12 protein-coding genes are annotated in these 13418 nt (G+C 69.0%); 4 read left to right on the forward strand and 8 right to left on the reverse strand.

Annotated elements, in window-relative coordinates; genetic code table 11:
- Positions 1-9: 9 nt before the first annotated feature.
- Positions 10-924 (reverse strand): IclR family transcriptional regulator, encoded by a 915-nt coding sequence (locus BCM27_RS20855; RefSeq protein WP_004020770.1) that lies wholly within the window; start codon positions 922-924, stop codon positions 10-12.
- A gap of 112 nt (positions 925-1036) precedes the next feature.
- Between BCM27_RS20855 and BCM27_RS20860 the strand changes: the two genes are divergently transcribed.
- The 3 genes from BCM27_RS20860 to BCM27_RS20870 are packed head-to-tail and all read left to right on the forward strand — an operon-like array spanning position 1037 to position 5159.
- A complete protein-coding gene (locus BCM27_RS20860; protein WP_004020769.1) occupies positions 1037-2752 on the forward strand; it encodes a thiamine pyrophosphate-binding protein in 1716 nt (571 codons plus the stop codon).
- Between the two features lie 32 nt (positions 2753-2784).
- Positions 2785-3576, forward strand: a complete 792-nt coding sequence (locus BCM27_RS20865; RefSeq protein WP_004020768.1) for an SDR family NAD(P)-dependent oxidoreductase — start codon at positions 2785-2787, stop codon at positions 3574-3576.
- A complete protein-coding gene (locus BCM27_RS20870; protein WP_004020767.1) occupies positions 3573-5159 on the forward strand; it encodes a long-chain-fatty-acid--CoA ligase in 1587 nt (528 codons plus the stop codon). The genes BCM27_RS20865 and BCM27_RS20870 overlap by 4 nt, the downstream gene beginning before the upstream one ends.
- Here the strand turns inward: BCM27_RS20870 and BCM27_RS20875 are convergent.
- The 7 genes from BCM27_RS20875 to BCM27_RS20905 all read right to left on the reverse strand — a co-directional run bounded on the left by BCM27_RS20875 (position 5133) and on the right by BCM27_RS20905 (position 11750).
- The gene (locus BCM27_RS20875; RefSeq protein WP_004020766.1) at positions 5133-5612 is read right to left on the reverse strand and encodes a hypothetical protein; all 480 of its coding nucleotides are present in this window, start codon (positions 5610-5612) and stop codon (positions 5133-5135) included. The two genes, BCM27_RS20870 and BCM27_RS20875, sit on opposite strands and share 27 nt — an antisense overlap.
- 32 nt (positions 5613-5644) lie before the next feature.
- Complete coding sequence (locus BCM27_RS20880; RefSeq protein WP_004020765.1) at positions 5645-6547, reverse strand: LLM class flavin-dependent oxidoreductase; 903 nt, start codon at positions 6545-6547, stop codon at positions 5645-5647.
- An 88-nt stretch (positions 6548-6635) separates the two neighbouring features.
- The gene (locus BCM27_RS20885) at positions 6636-7919 is read right to left on the reverse strand and encodes a fatty acid desaturase family protein (RefSeq protein WP_004020764.1); all 1284 of its coding nucleotides are present in this window, start codon (positions 7917-7919) and stop codon (positions 6636-6638) included.
- Between the two features lie 8 nt (positions 7920-7927).
- Positions 7928-9040 carry a ferredoxin reductase gene (locus BCM27_RS20890; protein WP_004020763.1) on the reverse strand — a complete coding sequence of 371 codons (1113 nt, stop codon included), beginning with the start codon at positions 9038-9040 and terminating at the stop codon, positions 7928-7930.
- A 144-nt stretch (positions 9041-9184) separates the two neighbouring features.
- Positions 9185-9664 carry a DUF456 domain-containing protein gene (locus BCM27_RS20895; protein ID WP_004020762.1) on the reverse strand — a complete coding sequence of 160 codons (480 nt, stop codon included), beginning with the start codon at positions 9662-9664 and terminating at the stop codon, positions 9185-9187.
- A 15-nt stretch (positions 9665-9679) separates the two neighbouring features.
- Positions 9680-11362: a formate-dependent phosphoribosylglycinamide formyltransferase gene (gene purT, locus BCM27_RS20900; RefSeq protein ID WP_004020761.1), complete on the reverse strand. Its 1683-nt coding sequence runs from the start codon at positions 11360-11362 to the stop codon at positions 9680-9682.
- A gap of 40 nt (positions 11363-11402) precedes the next feature.
- Complete coding sequence (locus BCM27_RS20905; protein ID WP_004020760.1) at positions 11403-11750, reverse strand: UBP-type zinc finger domain-containing protein; 348 nt, start codon at positions 11748-11750, stop codon at positions 11403-11405.
- Between the two features lie 44 nt (positions 11751-11794).
- Here BCM27_RS20905 and BCM27_RS20910 point away from each other — a divergent pair, with 44 nt between their 5' ends.
- Positions 11795-13387 (forward strand): Na+/H+ antiporter, encoded by a 1593-nt coding sequence (locus tag BCM27_RS20910; protein WP_004020759.1) that lies wholly within the window; start codon positions 11795-11797, stop codon positions 13385-13387.
- The last annotated feature ends 31 nt before the right edge of the window (positions 13388-13418 follow it).

Below are 13418 nucleotides of genomic sequence, written 5' to 3' on the forward strand. Positions count from 1 at the left end.
GTCGATGATCTAGGACCCGACAGGCGGCGCCCCGCCGAGCCCGTCGGTGACCGCGGCCGCGGCGGTCCGCACCCGGCGGCCGAGCTCGATGACATCCTGCCCGAGCATGGACGTGCGCGCGTCGACGACCGCGACGATGACTGCGGGCACTCCGCCGGGTGCGAAGGCGACGGCGTTGACAGAGATGGGCCGGTAGTCGGCGGCCGGATCGATCTCACCGACCACGACGTCGGTGGACAGACGACGCTGCGCCTCGCGTAGCGCGGAGACCGCACGCTGCCCGGCGATGCCCGTACCGCGCAGACCGGCGACGGTGGCCGACAACGACTGCTCTCGTTGGTCAGCACACTCCACCGCGTACCCACGGGCGCGGATCACCTCGAGCATCGGCCGGTACATTTCGCGCAGTTCGGCATGGTCGATCCCGACATGGTCCGCACCGAGGAGCAGCCACTCGTCGAGCCGATCGGGCGGGTACCACGCGGCCAGTCCGGCGCCCAGCGGGGGCGCGATCTCCAGGGTGTCGCCCAGCCGCAGGCCGAGTGTGCCGCGGCGGCCGGCCACGGGTTGCACGATCTCACCGATCGCCAGGTCGGCCCCCGAGGGTACGAACGCGATTGCCGCCATGCCGCTTTCGTCGGCCAGATCGCGCATCAGCGGACGAGCGACCTCCACCGGGGCCATCGCCCGCGACGCCGCCTCACCGATCGGGACCACCGCGGGCCCCAGGCGGTAGCCCTTGGTGACCGGGTCCCGCAGGAGCCAGCCCGCTTCGGTCAGCGCGATGACCATCGGATAGCACGTGGGCTTCGAGACCCCGAGGTGCCGCGCGATGTCGGCCAGGCTCCGGGCCGACGTCGGCTGGTCGGTCAGCAGCTGCATCAGCATGACGATGCGTTCGGTCTGCGGGGAGGAGCGCGCCATGCGCCCATCGTGCCACCGACTGGTGTGTTCGCATAATGCGACTCTGGCGTCGCACTGTGATCGCAGTTACTCTCAGCCGCACACGTTGGACGGCTCTCGAAAGGTCCCCACAATGGCAACTGTCAACGGCGGTCAACTTCTTGCCCGCGCACTCGCCCAGGCCGGCACGACGGAGGTCTTCACCCTCCACGGCGGACACCTCGACGCCTTCCTGATCGCCTGCGCGGGAGAGGGAATCCGGCTCACCGATACCCGCCACGAGGCGAGCGCCGGCCACGCCGCCGACGCGTACGCGCGCGTCACGGGCGGCTTCGGCGTGTGCGTGGTCACCTCGGGCCCCGGGTTCACCAACGTCTACACCGCGCTGGCCAATGCCTACCTAGACCGCTCGCCGACACTGTTCGTCGTGGGGGCGCCTCCGCTGCGCGAGACCGAGACCAATCCGCTGCAGGGCGGCTTCGATCAGATCGCCGCCGCCGACCCGGTCACCAAGTGGGCCTACCGGATCACCGACGCCGCCCGCGTCCCGGAGATCGTCGCGCTGGCGATCCGCAAGACCACCAGCGGCGTGCCGGGCCCGGTGCTGCTCGAACTGCCCATCGACGTCATGTTCGGCGAGGCCGACGACGATCAGGTGCGCTTCCCCACCAATTACCGGGTCTCGACGCGGTCCGGAGCGGATCCCGACGCCGTGACCCTGGCCCTCGACCTGCTGCAGACCGCATCGAACCCCGCGATCGTGATCGGCGGCGGGATCACCTTCTCCCGTGCCGAGGAAGCGCTCGTGGCCTTCGCCGAGACCGTCGGCGTGCCCGTGTTCTATCCGGGCAAGGCCGATGGTGCGATCCCGGCCGACCACCCGCTCGCCGGTGGCGGACTCCTGTCGATGGGCACCATCCCGGCCCTCGGGGCGCCCACACCCGACGTCGTCGTCATGGCGGGCACGCGAGCCGGGATGTTCACCGGCGGGCGGGCCAGCATGTTCCCGGGCGCCAAGATCATCCAGATCGACATCGACCCCGCCGAGATCGGCCGGATCTACGACGTCGAGGTCCCGATCGTCGCCGACTGCCGCGCCGCTCTGGAGCAACTCACCGCTGCGGCCGCCGGACGGACCTGGCCGGACTGGACCGAGTGGGCGAGCACCGTGAAGGCCGCCAAGGGCGCGCACGCCGCCGGATTCCCCGACGCGACCACCGACACCGGCAAGATGCACCCCTACTTCGCGGCCAAGGCCATCGTCGAGGCCTGCCCGCCGGACACCATCTTCGTGCTCGACGGCGCCGAGGCCCCGTCCTGGGCAGAGTTCTTCGTCGCCGTCGGACGTCCGGGAAGCGTCCTGCGGCTGGGTTATCTCGGATGCTTGGGCGTCGGACCGGGATTCGCGATCGGAGCGGCCCGGGCCCGGCCCGGCGCACCCGTCGTGCTGATCACCGGAGACGGCGCAGCCGGTTTCCACCCGCAGGAATTCGACACCATGGCCCGTCATCACCTGCCGGTGACCACCGTCGTCTTCAACAACGCCGTCTGGGGTATGTCGATCCACGGGCAGGAGGCCGTCTTCGGGCCCGAGGGCGTGGTCGTGTCCGAGCTGGCCGACAGCGACTACGAGAAGATCGCGGAGGCCTTCGGCGGAATCGGAATGCGCGTCAAGCATCTCGACGATCTCGCGCCCGCCGTCGAGAAGGCTCTCGGCGCCGATGTCCCCGCGTGCATCAACGCCGAGATCGAGCCGGGCGTCGTCCACCCGATCACGACCATGATGCTCGGCGACGTCACGAGCACCGACGAGATCGTCGTCCCCTACTACGAGAACCTGCCCCGGTGACCACCGATCACACCCGGCGAGAGGGAGAGACCATGACGGACAAGCGTGTCGACGGCAAGATCGCCGTCGTCATCGGCGGCGGCTCGGGCATCGGCGAAGCCGCGGCCCGGACCCTGGCCGTCCACGGTGCAGCGGTGACCGTGGCCGACGTGAATCTCGAAGCGGCCGAGGCTGTTGCCGCAGACCTCGGCGGTAGCGCACAGGCGCGGTGGGTCGACGTGACCGACGAGGAGTCGGTGGCCGCGCTCTTCACCGGGCTGACGGACGACCTCGGCGGTGTGGACATCGCGGTGAACTGCGCCGGGTTGAACATCCCGGGGTTCATCGTCGACCTCGACGCGCAGCAGTGGCAGACGACCATCGAGTTGTGCCTCACCGGTTCGTTCCTGGTGACCAAGCACGCGGGACGAACGTTGAACGACGGCGGATCGCTCATCGGCATTGCCTCTCTCAACGCCCGCCAGCCTGCGGCCGGCTTCGCGGGCTACTGCGCGGCCAAGGCGGGCATGGTGATGCTCGCCGAGGTCGCCGCACTCGAGCTGGCCCCGCGCGGCATCCGGGTCAACTCGATCTCCCCGGGACTCGTGGACACCCCGCTGGTGCACACCCTCACCTCGATCCCGGTCATCCAGGACGACTTCACCGAGAACACCCCGCTCGGGCGGAACGGCCGGCCGGACGAGATCGCCGACGCGGTCCTCTATCTCGCCTCCGACGACTCGCGGTGGGTCACCGGGGAGACGATCAACATCAACGGTGGTGCGCACCTGCGCCGGTATCCCGATGTGATGCGCCACCTCGCCGACCTGGCGGCTGCCGAATGACGACGCCGACCGACTACCGTCTGGCCGAGCAGACCCGGCTCCGCGCACGCCTCGACGGAGACGCCCCGGCGCTGTCGGGGGCCGGGGTGCAGCTCACCTACCGGCAGCTCGACGACCGCGCCAACCGTCTGGCGAACGTGTTGCGCGACCGCGGTATCCGAGCCGGCGATCGGATCGCCGTGTTGGGGAAGAGCTCTCCGGAGATCATCGAGACGGTACTCGCCGCCGCGAAGATCGGCGCGGTCACCGTGCCGCTGAACTGGCGGCTCTCGGTCCGCGAGCTCGGCGAGGTCGTCGACGACGCACGGGCACGTCTTATCGTCTGCCACCGCGACTTTCTCGATGCGGTGACGGAGATCCTCTCCGGTGCAGACACTGTCATGGAACCGATCGCGTTCGGCGATCCACGACAACCGCTCTCGTACGAACAGTTGCTGGCGACGTCGTCCCCGGATGATCCGGGCCACGTCGGCGACGCCGACGACGTGGTCCTCCAGCTCTACACCTCGGGTACCACCGGCCGGCCCAAGGGCGTGCTCACCTCCAACACCAACCTGGGCGCCTGCACGCAGGCCGGCGGGCCGTGGGGGTTCGACGACTCGTCGGTCAGCCTCTGCGCCATGCCTCTCTTCCACATCGGCGGACTGGGCTGGGCGCTGGTGGGGCTGGCCAACGGCGCACACAACGTGGTCATCGCCGACTTCACCCCGGATTCGCTCCTGGACACCCTTGTCCGGGAACGCATCACGAACGTCTTCCTGGTACCGACCGTCATCGGCATGCTCGTGGACGTACCGGGCGCCGACCAGGCCGATGTCGGGGCATTGCGGTCGATCGCGTACGGGTCCGCGCCGATCACCCCCGCCCTCCTGCGCCGGACGCTGCGCACCTTCGGCACCCCGCTGTTCCAGGTGTACGGACTCACCGAAACCCACGGCGCGGTCACCCAACTCGACGCCGCGGACCACAGCACCGACCCCGAGCGCGCACATCTGCTCCGCTCCGTCGGCCGCCCGTACCCCTGGGTGGAACTGACCATCAGAACCGCATCGGGCACCGAGGCGACGTCCGGCGAGCAGGGCGAGATCTGCATCCGGACACCGCAGGCGACCCGCGGCTACCACCGGCGCGACGCCGAGACCGCGGCGACCATCGACGCCGACGGCTGGCTGCACACCGGCGACATCGGCCGCGTCGACGCCGACGGTTACGTGTACGTCACCGACCGGCTCAAGGACATGGTCATCACCGGCGGTGAGAACGTCTATCCCACCGAGGTCGAGGCGGTTCTCGGCGACCACCCGGACGTCGCGCAGGTCGCGGTGGTCGGGCTGCCGCACGACACCTGGGGCGAAGAGGTGACGGCGTTCGTCGTGCCCGCCCCGGGGCACGAACCCACCGAAGCCGATCTCCGCGCCTTCGCCCGGTCCCGGCTGGCCGGCTACAAGGTCCCCAAGACCGTGCACATCGTCTCGGCGCTTCCGCTCGGCGCGACCGGGAAGATCCTCAAACGCTCTCTGCGAGAACAATTCGCAGCACGACGCGGGCCGGTCGCGTCAACTCCGGCGACCGCCGACGAGTGACGTCACATAGCGCGCGGGGACATCGAACCACACCTCGCGCGCCGGCGTCCGCTGCAGTACCGATTCGGGCAGCTCGGTGGAGTAGGTCAGACTCAGCGTCCCGGTGAAGTCGGGATGGACGCGATCGAGCGCCGGGATCTCGATGACGAGACCGCCGGGGACGATGACCGCGCGGACCATCGAACCCGGCGGGGCCGCCCACTCGTGGTCGACGGCCCGGCCGGCGCGCCCGGGAACGGTCGACATCGTCGCCAGGACTCGACGAGGCGTCAAGACGAGGGCACCGGTGAAGGGCCGGACGCTGCCCTGCGCCGATCGGCCGGGCACGCGGCCGCTGAATCGCAGTGTCACGGGCACGAATTCGACGATGTGGTGGGCCTGCTCGGAAGCGGCTTCGGCGCGAAGGTCATCGGGGAGCTTGCCGATGCCGAGCATCCGCCGCAGGGAGGCCATGGCAGCACCCTAGATCCCGCGGCGACGCTCCGTCAGGAGAATGCCGCGGCCACGTCCGCGGCTCGCCGCAGTTGATCGGGATCGGAACTCGTCGGGATGAGTTGGACCTCGTCGGTGCCGATGTCGGCGAAGCGCCGTAGGATCTCGGCCAGCTCGGCCTCGGTGCCCGCCCACCCGGTGGTGGGTGCGATCGCGTCGACGAACTCCGAGGGGATCCAGTTCATGTAGTGGTGCAGGTGCCGGGTGACCTGCGCGCGCGGACCGTCGCCGTCGCCGATCGCGAACCAGAACGACGTCGCAAGATGCGGTGCCGCCCGCCCGGCCTCGGCCCACGCCGACCGGGCGACGTCGAAGAGTTCGTTCTGCTTGACGGTGTCGAGATCCAAGGTGACCCCGGCGATCCCGTCCGCCCAGTCGACCGCGCTGCGGATGGTCTTGGGTCCGGTGGTGCCGACATGCAGTTCCGGCCCACCCTTGCGGTGCGGCGGCGGACCGACCGGCAGGACCGACTCGGTCAGCTTCTCTCCGGCCCATACCCGTTTCATCGTCGCCGCGCGGTCGGCGAGTTGACGCATCGTCTGCGTCGACGGGTCCGCGCCGACCGCCCGATAGTCCTCGTGTCGCCCGCCGACGCCGAGGGCCACGGTGAGGCGGCCGGCCGACAGCATGTCGCCGGTCGCCAGTGACTTGGCGAGCATCACCGGGTCGTGCAGCTGCGGCACGACGACCGTCATCACCAGCGGTACCCGAGCCGTCCAGGCCGCCAGCGCCCCGAGGAAGGTCAGGCATTCCGGGTTGTCGAACGCGATGCGTTCACCCCAGCACAGGGAGCTGAACGGACCGTCGTCGATGGTGGTGGCCCAGGAGTGGAGCATCTCGGCATCGAGATCGGGCTCCATCACGGGCATCGTCATCCCGATGCGCACGAGCGCCATTCTGGCACGGACGACCCAGGACCGGACAAGGTTTCGCAGATGCCGCGCATCGTTGCGGCAAACGCAACGATGCGCGACATCGGTTCTGTCAGTGCTGGTTCCGCCCCGGACTACCGGACGCGGCCCGGCCCACATGCGCGGCCCGCACCGGCGAGTTCTTCAGCTCACGCAACGCGGTCCGCAGACCGCGGCGCTTGCCGGTCTCCGGGTCGACGCCGAAGTGATCGCTCATCCCCTCGCGGATCGCGAAGCGCAGCTCCGACGCCGTCTCGGGCGCGTCGTCGGACGTGGCCTTCAACAGTGAGTTCGGCAATGCCAGCTTCGCGATGGTCCGGAACGACTGCGCATACTGGCCCAGGAGGGTCCCGGTCGTGTACGGCAGGTCGTACTTGTCGCAGAGCTCGCGGACGCGCACACCGATCTCCTCGTACCGGCTGCTCGGCAGGTCGGGGAACAGGTGGTGCTCGATCTGATGACTGAGGTTGCCGCTCATGAACCGCATCAGCGGGCCCGCCTTGAAGTTGGCCGATCCCAACATCTGCCGCAGGTACCAGCGCGGCTGATCCTCGTTCTCGAACTCCTCGACCGTGAACTTCTCGGCGCCGTCGGGGAAGTGACCGCAGAAGATCACCATGTACGCCCAGTAGTTGCGGACGATGTTCGACGTGAAGTTCGCTGTGAGCGTCGTCTTCCAGTTCGGTCCGGCCAAGGCGGGGTAGATGAGGTAGTCCTTGGCGGCCTGCTTGCCGACCTTGGTGCCGATCACCCGGAGATCCTTGGCCGCCTGGCGGTAGGTCTTCTCCTTGTTGCGCAGCTTCTCCGTCTCCAGATGGTGCAGCGCGACACCGTATTCGAAGAACGTACCCAGCGTCAGGTTGTAGATCGGGTTGCCGACGTTCCACCACTCCCAGGGCTGGTCCCGGGTGACGCGGAGGATACCGTAGCCCACGTCGTCGTCCATCCCGACGACGTTCGTGTACTTGTGATGGACGAAGTTGTGCGAGTGCTTCCACTGCACGCTCGGGCAGGTGGTGTCCCACTCCCACGACGCCGAGTGGACCTCCGGATCGTTCATCCAGTCCCACTGACCGTGCATCACGTTGTGGCCCAGTTCCATGTTCTCGATGATCTTGGCCAGCGAGAGCATCGCGGTACCGGCCGCCCAGGCGACCTTCTTGTTGCTGAACATCAGGGCGAGCCGGCCGCCGGCCGCGAGACTCCGCTGGATGGTGATGGCCCGCCGGATGTACTTGGCGTCGGCCTCGCCACGCGACTCCTCGATGTCACGGCGGATGGCGTCGAGTTCGGCGCCGAGGGTCTCGACGTCGCTGTCGGTGAGATGTGCGTACTGATCGATGTCGGTGATGGCCATGAAGCCTCCTACAGATCGAGGGTGCATTCACCAGACACGGCGCTGATGCATGTCTGGATTCGTTCTCCTTCGCGACGCTCCTCGCCGGTGCGCAGGTCACGAACGTAACCCCCGGCGAGTGGCACGACGCAGGTCTGGCAGATGCCCATCCGGCATCCGAATGCCATCTGGATGCCCAGGTTCTCACCCGCCTCGAGCAGCGTTGTGGCGCCGTCGATCTCGGCCTCTTTGTCCGAGATCGCGAACTTCACGGTGCCACCCTCGCCGCCGTGGTCGGTGCGCGCGATGGCGAACCGCTCGACGTGCAGCCGCTCGCGGAGACCACCGTCCTCGTAGTGGCTCTCCATCGCGTCGAGCAGCGCCACCGGCCCACAGGCCCAGCATTCGCGCTCGCGCCAGTCCGGCGCCCACTCGTCCATCCGGGAGACGTCGAACTTCCCCATCTCCTTGGTCAGCTGGAGGTTGAGGTCGTAGTCGTCGGCCTCCTCGGCCAGTTTCTCCATCTCGTCGAGGAAGATCACGTCGTCGCGCGTGGGCGCGGAGTGGATGTGCACGATGTCGGGCGTCTCACCGTGCGAACTCAGCTGTCGCAGCATGGCCATCACGGGGGTGATGCCGCTGCCCGCGGTCACGAACAGAATCTTGCCCGGCACCGGTTCGGGCAGGTGGAAGTCACCCTTGGGTGACTGCAGCCGGATGATCGTCCCGGGGCTGACGCCGTCGACCAGGTGCGACGAGAGGAACCCGTCCGGGTTGGCCTTCACGGTGATCGCGATGGTCTTGTTCTCGCCGGCCCCGATGGACGTCAGTGAATACGACCGCCAGTGCCATTTGCCCTCGATCTGCAGACCGATGCCGACGTACTGGCCCGGTTTGTACGAGTCGGGGAAGCCCCAACCCGTCCGGATGGTGACGGTCGCGGTGTCGTCGGTCTCCTTGGTGACGTCGAGCACCTTGCCGCGGAGTTCCCGTGCGCTCCACAGCGGATTGATCAGGTGTAGATAGTCGTCCGGCAGGAGCGGAGTGGTCGCTCGCGCCACCAGACCGCGGATGATGTTGACCTCGGGCTTGCGGGCCTCGACCCCCGCTGCCGGCCTCTTGCTCCACTTCAATAGGTTCACACAAACTCCTCCCCTGGAATCCCCTTGGCTGGAGTTACTGACGGGTATTTACCCTTCGGTGCACGACTGTACACATGCAATCGGTGACCGCGGTCACAAGCTTCGATATTGCCAGTTCAGACGCGGATCGGCGACCCCCGCAGGTCACCAGACGAAGGCGCCGCCGGTCCAGATGCCGGTCGCGATCAGCGCGAAGAGCAACTCGATGCCGATCGTCTTGACGGCGGCTCTGAGTGCCGAGAACGCGCCGCGCCAGGCTCCGTCGAAGCTCCGCGTGCGGACCAGTTCCGACGCCAGTGCGCCGACGATGAACCCGAGCAGCAGACCGATGACCGGCACGACGAAGAAACCGACGATGCCGACCAGGCCGCCCACCACGATCGTGCGGTTCGGGATCGCGTCCGCGCGCAGGGACCGCCCGGCGACCAGGTACTTGAGCACCTCACCGGTCGCGATCACGACGAGGGCCAGCGCGAACACCGACCAGGCCCAGCCGCCGACGATCAGCGCCCACACGAACAGCGCACCGACGATGAGCAACGTGCCGGGCAGGATCGGCACGACGATGCCCACCAGTCCGACCATGATCACCGCTGCGACCAGCAGCTCACCCCAGAACGGCACCCGCGTGTCGTCCGGTCACTCGCCGGGTGTCGACGACGCGTCGGGGCGTACGTCGGTGGTCCGGCCACCGGTCTTGACGATCGAGGTCATCGCCGGAGCCGGTTCGTTCGGGGACTGGTCCTTGGGAGCCGTCCGCGGCGGCGGGCCCGCGGGACGCGGGGGCGTTCCCGGCGGGGGTGTCGAGGGCGGGGGAACCGGGCGTGGACCACCTGCCGGCCGAGGGACCGGTCGAGGCTGCGGCGGCGGGCCCGGCCGGCGGGGCGGCGGACCCGGCGGTCCACCCGCAGGCTTCGGCACGCCGGGTGGCGGGCCCGCGGGTCCACGCGGTGGGCCGACCGGTCCGGGCGGCGGCCCGGGCCGTCGGGGAGGCGCCGTCGGGGGCGGGGTCGGCGGAAGTGCGGTGACGGTGCGGACGGCGGCGCGACCCGGCACCGGGGTGACGAGCGAGGCGGCGCGGACGGCGCGCTCACGGGCGGCCGGGACGTCGTCGGCGGTCGCGGTGATCACGCCCATCCGCCGGCGGTGGAAACTCTCGGGCTTGCCGAACAGCCGGATGTCGGTCTCGGGGACCGCCAGCGCCGCGGCGACGTTCTCGAACCCGATCGCCGGCTCGTCGAGCTGCCCGTAGATGACGGCCGACGCGCCCGGGGACGCGAGTGTGACGTCGACCGGGAGGCCGAGGATCGCCCGGGCGTGCATCTCGAACTCCGACAGGCGCTGCGTCGCCATCGTCACCAAACCGGTGTCGTGGGGTCGCGGACTGACCTCGGAGAAGTAGACGTCGTCCCCCTTGACGAACAGCTCCACACCGAAAACCCCGCGCCCGGCGAGCTTTCCGTCGCCGAGCGCGGTGGCGATACGCGCCGCGATCGACGTCGCCGATGCATGCGCGTCGCTGCTCATCTCGTGCGGCTGCCAGCTCTCCACGTAGTCGCCGTTGATCTGCCGGTGACCGATGGGCGCGCAGAAGTGCGAGGTGAGCCGGCCGGTGGCCGGATCGATCGCCCGGACCGTGAGAAGGGTGATCTCGTAGTCGAATTCGACGAAGCCTTCGACGATCACCCGAGTACCCCGTACACGACCACCGGTGTTCGCGGTCTCCCACGCCGACGCCAGGTCCTCAGGACCGCGCACCACCGACTGCCCCTTGCCCGACGAGGACATGACCGGCTTGATGACGCACGGGAACCCGATCTGGCGCGCGGCGACGGTGACTTCCTCGAGCGTGTCCGCGAAGAGGTATGGCGAGGTCGGCAGGCCGAGCTCCTCGTCGGCGAGGCGCCGGATGCCCTCACGGTTCATCGTCGCGACGACCGCGCTCGCGGTCGGGATGACCTCGGCGATACCGCGTTCGGCGATGTCGACCAGGGCCTCGGTGGCGATCGCCTCGATCTCGGGTACCACATACGCGGGACGATGTTTGTCGACGACGGCGCGCAGCGCATCGGCATCGGTCATGTCGATGACCTCGGCGTGATGGGCGACCTGGTGGCCGGGTGCGTCGGCGTAGCGATCCACGGCGACTACCTCGACACCGAGGCGCTGGAACGCGATCACGACTTCTTTGCCGAGTTCACCGGCTCCGAGGACCATCACCTTGGTCGCGGTCGGACTCAGCGGCGTGCCGATGACGTCCGGTGGCCCGGTCGTCGGCGCCGGCTGGGCTGCGCTGATCGCGCTCTCGCTGTTCGACGTCATCCTCAAATCCTACTTGCCGTCAGCACACATCCCGACGCACTCATCCCGTCACCTCGTGCACGAAGCACCACCGCCACACCTCACCCGGTTCGGCCGAACGCATGACCGGGTGCCCGGTGTCGTGGAAGTGTCCCGTCGCGTGCCGGCGCGGGCTGGAGTCGCAACAACCGATGTGTCCGCACGTCAGGCACTTTCGTAGGTGGGCCCAGTGGGTCTCCCCGATCGCGACGCAATCCTGGCAGCTGCGGTCGTCGCCGGCGGCCGGGGCCGGGTCGTCGGCCGGCGCGGCGCCGAACGCCTCCAGTTCGGCGCAGCGTGCGGTGGCGGTCGAGCCGGCCGACGCCGACTCCGGCGGACCGGACGAGGACTTCCGGCGAAAGATCTGCATGCTCGACATTATCCACCGCGCCGGGCGCCATTAGAGTCGCTCGAATGGGCGCATCGCTACTGCTGGTCGCGGTCATCGCCGTGGCGATCGCGGCTCTGTGCCGTCGCTACGGGTTGTCCTCGCCGCTCGTGCTGGTCACCGTCGGGCTGGGCATCGGCTGGATTCCCGAGCTGCCGTCGGTGGCCCTGGAACCGGAGCTGGTGCTGTTCCTCATCCTGCCGCCGCTGTTGTATTCGGCCTCGCAGGAGAGTTCGTATCAGGCGTTCCGCGCCAACTGGCGCGCGATCGGGTTCCTGGCCGTCGGCCTCCCGCTGGTGACGACGCTGGTCGTCGGGTACGTCGCCTACCTCGTCGTCCCCAATCTCCCGCTCGCCGCGGCGCTGGTGCTCGGCGCCGTCGTCGCGCCGCCGGATGCGGTGTCCGCGCAGGCCATCGGCCGCCGGTTGGGTCTCCCGCGTCGGATGATGACGCTGCTCGGCGGCGAGAGCCTGCTCAATGACGCGACGGCCTTGACCGCCTTCCGGATCGCGCTCGCCGCAGCGGTGGGGGCCACCGCGACGGTCGGCGAAGGGGTCCTGACGTTCGCGGTGGCCGCCCTCGGCGGCCTGATCATGGGGCTCCTCGTCGGGATGGTCGTGTCGTGGGTGCGCGTCTGGCTCACCGACCCACCGATGGAGACGGCCATCGGCATCATCGTCCCGTTCGCCACGTATTACGCGGCGGAGGAGCTGCACGGTTCTGGTGTCATCGCGGTGGTCACGGCCGGTCTCTACCTCGGCCACCGGTCGGTGCGGCTGGGTTATGCGACACGCCTGCAGGACGAGGCGGTGCGCAAGTCGATCGACACCATCCTCGAGTCGTTCGTCTTCCTGCTGATCGGCCTCCAGCTGCCGATGCTCATCGAGGGTGTCGAGAACGAGTCGTGGACGCAGATCGCCATCGACGCCGCGGCCGTCCTGGCGGCGACGATCCTGGTACGGATCGTCTGGGTCTTCCCGGCGACGTATCTGCCCCGTCTGCTCTCACGACGGATCCGCGACCGCGAACCGCCACCCACCCCGGCGTCGGTGTTCGTCGTGTCCTGGGCGGGTATGCGCGGTGTGGTGTCGCTGGCCGCCGCCTTTGCGATACCGGTCTTCACCGAGATGAACGAGCCCTTCCCCGCCCGCGCGGAGATCTTGTTCCTCACCTTCGTCGTCGTGGTGGGAACGCTGCTGATCCAGGGCACGACCCTGCCCTGGGTCATCCGATTCCTCGGGGTCAGCGGCGACGAGCATGCGCAGGACCGGCTGGCGTACGCGGCCGCCCAGGACCGGGCGTCCCGGGAAGCCGAACGCCGTCTCGACGAATACGCCGCCGAGCTGACCGACGACGACCCGCGCCGCCTTCAGGTGGTGATGCTGCGCAAGTGGGTCACGACGCAGCGCAACGTGGCGTGGGAGGAACTGGGCCGGGGCCCCGAAGATCTCGGGGAGAGTCCCTCGTCCGCCGGCGCGCGCCTGCGGACGGAGATCCTGCAGATCCAGCGCGCGGCGTTCATCGCCGAACGCGACGCGGGCCGCATCGACGACGAAGTACTGCGGATCGCGTTGCGCCGCCTCGACTTCGCCGAGGGGCAGGGCGACCGGGACGTTTAACCCCTGAGGAGCCCGGAGCCTGCGGAGCGCG

This window comes from Gordonia terrae (genome assembly GCF_001698225.1).
In the GTDB taxonomy this organism is placed as follows: Bacteria; Actinomycetota; Actinomycetes; order Mycobacteriales; family Mycobacteriaceae; genus Gordonia; species Gordonia terrae.

What these genes read in the sequence shown, in the direction of transcription:
- BCM27_RS20855 (WP_004020770.1), bottom strand. Translation starts at nt 924, where the DNA reads ATGGCGCGCTCCTCCCCGCAGACCGAACGCATCGTCATGCTGATGCAG.
- BCM27_RS20860 (WP_004020769.1), top strand. Translation starts at nt 1,037, where the DNA reads ATGGCAACTGTCAACGGCGGTCAACTTCTTGCCCGCGCACTCGCCCAG.
- BCM27_RS20865 (WP_004020768.1), top strand. Translation starts at nt 2,785, where the DNA reads ATGACGGACAAGCGTGTCGACGGCAAGATCGCCGTCGTCATCGGCGGC.
- BCM27_RS20870 (WP_004020767.1), top strand. Translation starts at nt 3,573, where the DNA reads ATGACGACGCCGACCGACTACCGTCTGGCCGAGCAGACCCGGCTCCGC.
- BCM27_RS20875 (WP_004020766.1), bottom strand. Translation starts at nt 5,612, where the DNA reads ATGGCCTCCCTGCGGCGGATGCTCGGCATCGGCAAGCTCCCCGATGAC.
- BCM27_RS20880 (WP_004020765.1), bottom strand. Translation starts at nt 6,547, where the DNA reads ATGGCGCTCGTGCGCATCGGGATGACGATGCCCGTGATGGAGCCCGAT.
- BCM27_RS20885 (WP_004020764.1), bottom strand. Translation starts at nt 7,919, where the DNA reads ATGGCCATCACCGACATCGATCAGTACGCACATCTCACCGACAGCGAC.
- purT (WP_004020761.1), bottom strand. Translation starts at nt 11,362, where the DNA reads ATGACGTCGAACAGCGAGAGCGCGATCAGCGCAGCCCAGCCGGCGCCG.
- BCM27_RS20905 (WP_004020760.1), bottom strand. Translation starts at nt 11,750, where the DNA reads ATGCAGATCTTTCGCCGGAAGTCCTCGTCCGGTCCGCCGGAGTCGGCG.
- BCM27_RS20910 (WP_004020759.1), top strand. Translation starts at nt 11,795, where the DNA reads ATGGGCGCATCGCTACTGCTGGTCGCGGTCATCGCCGTGGCGATCGCG.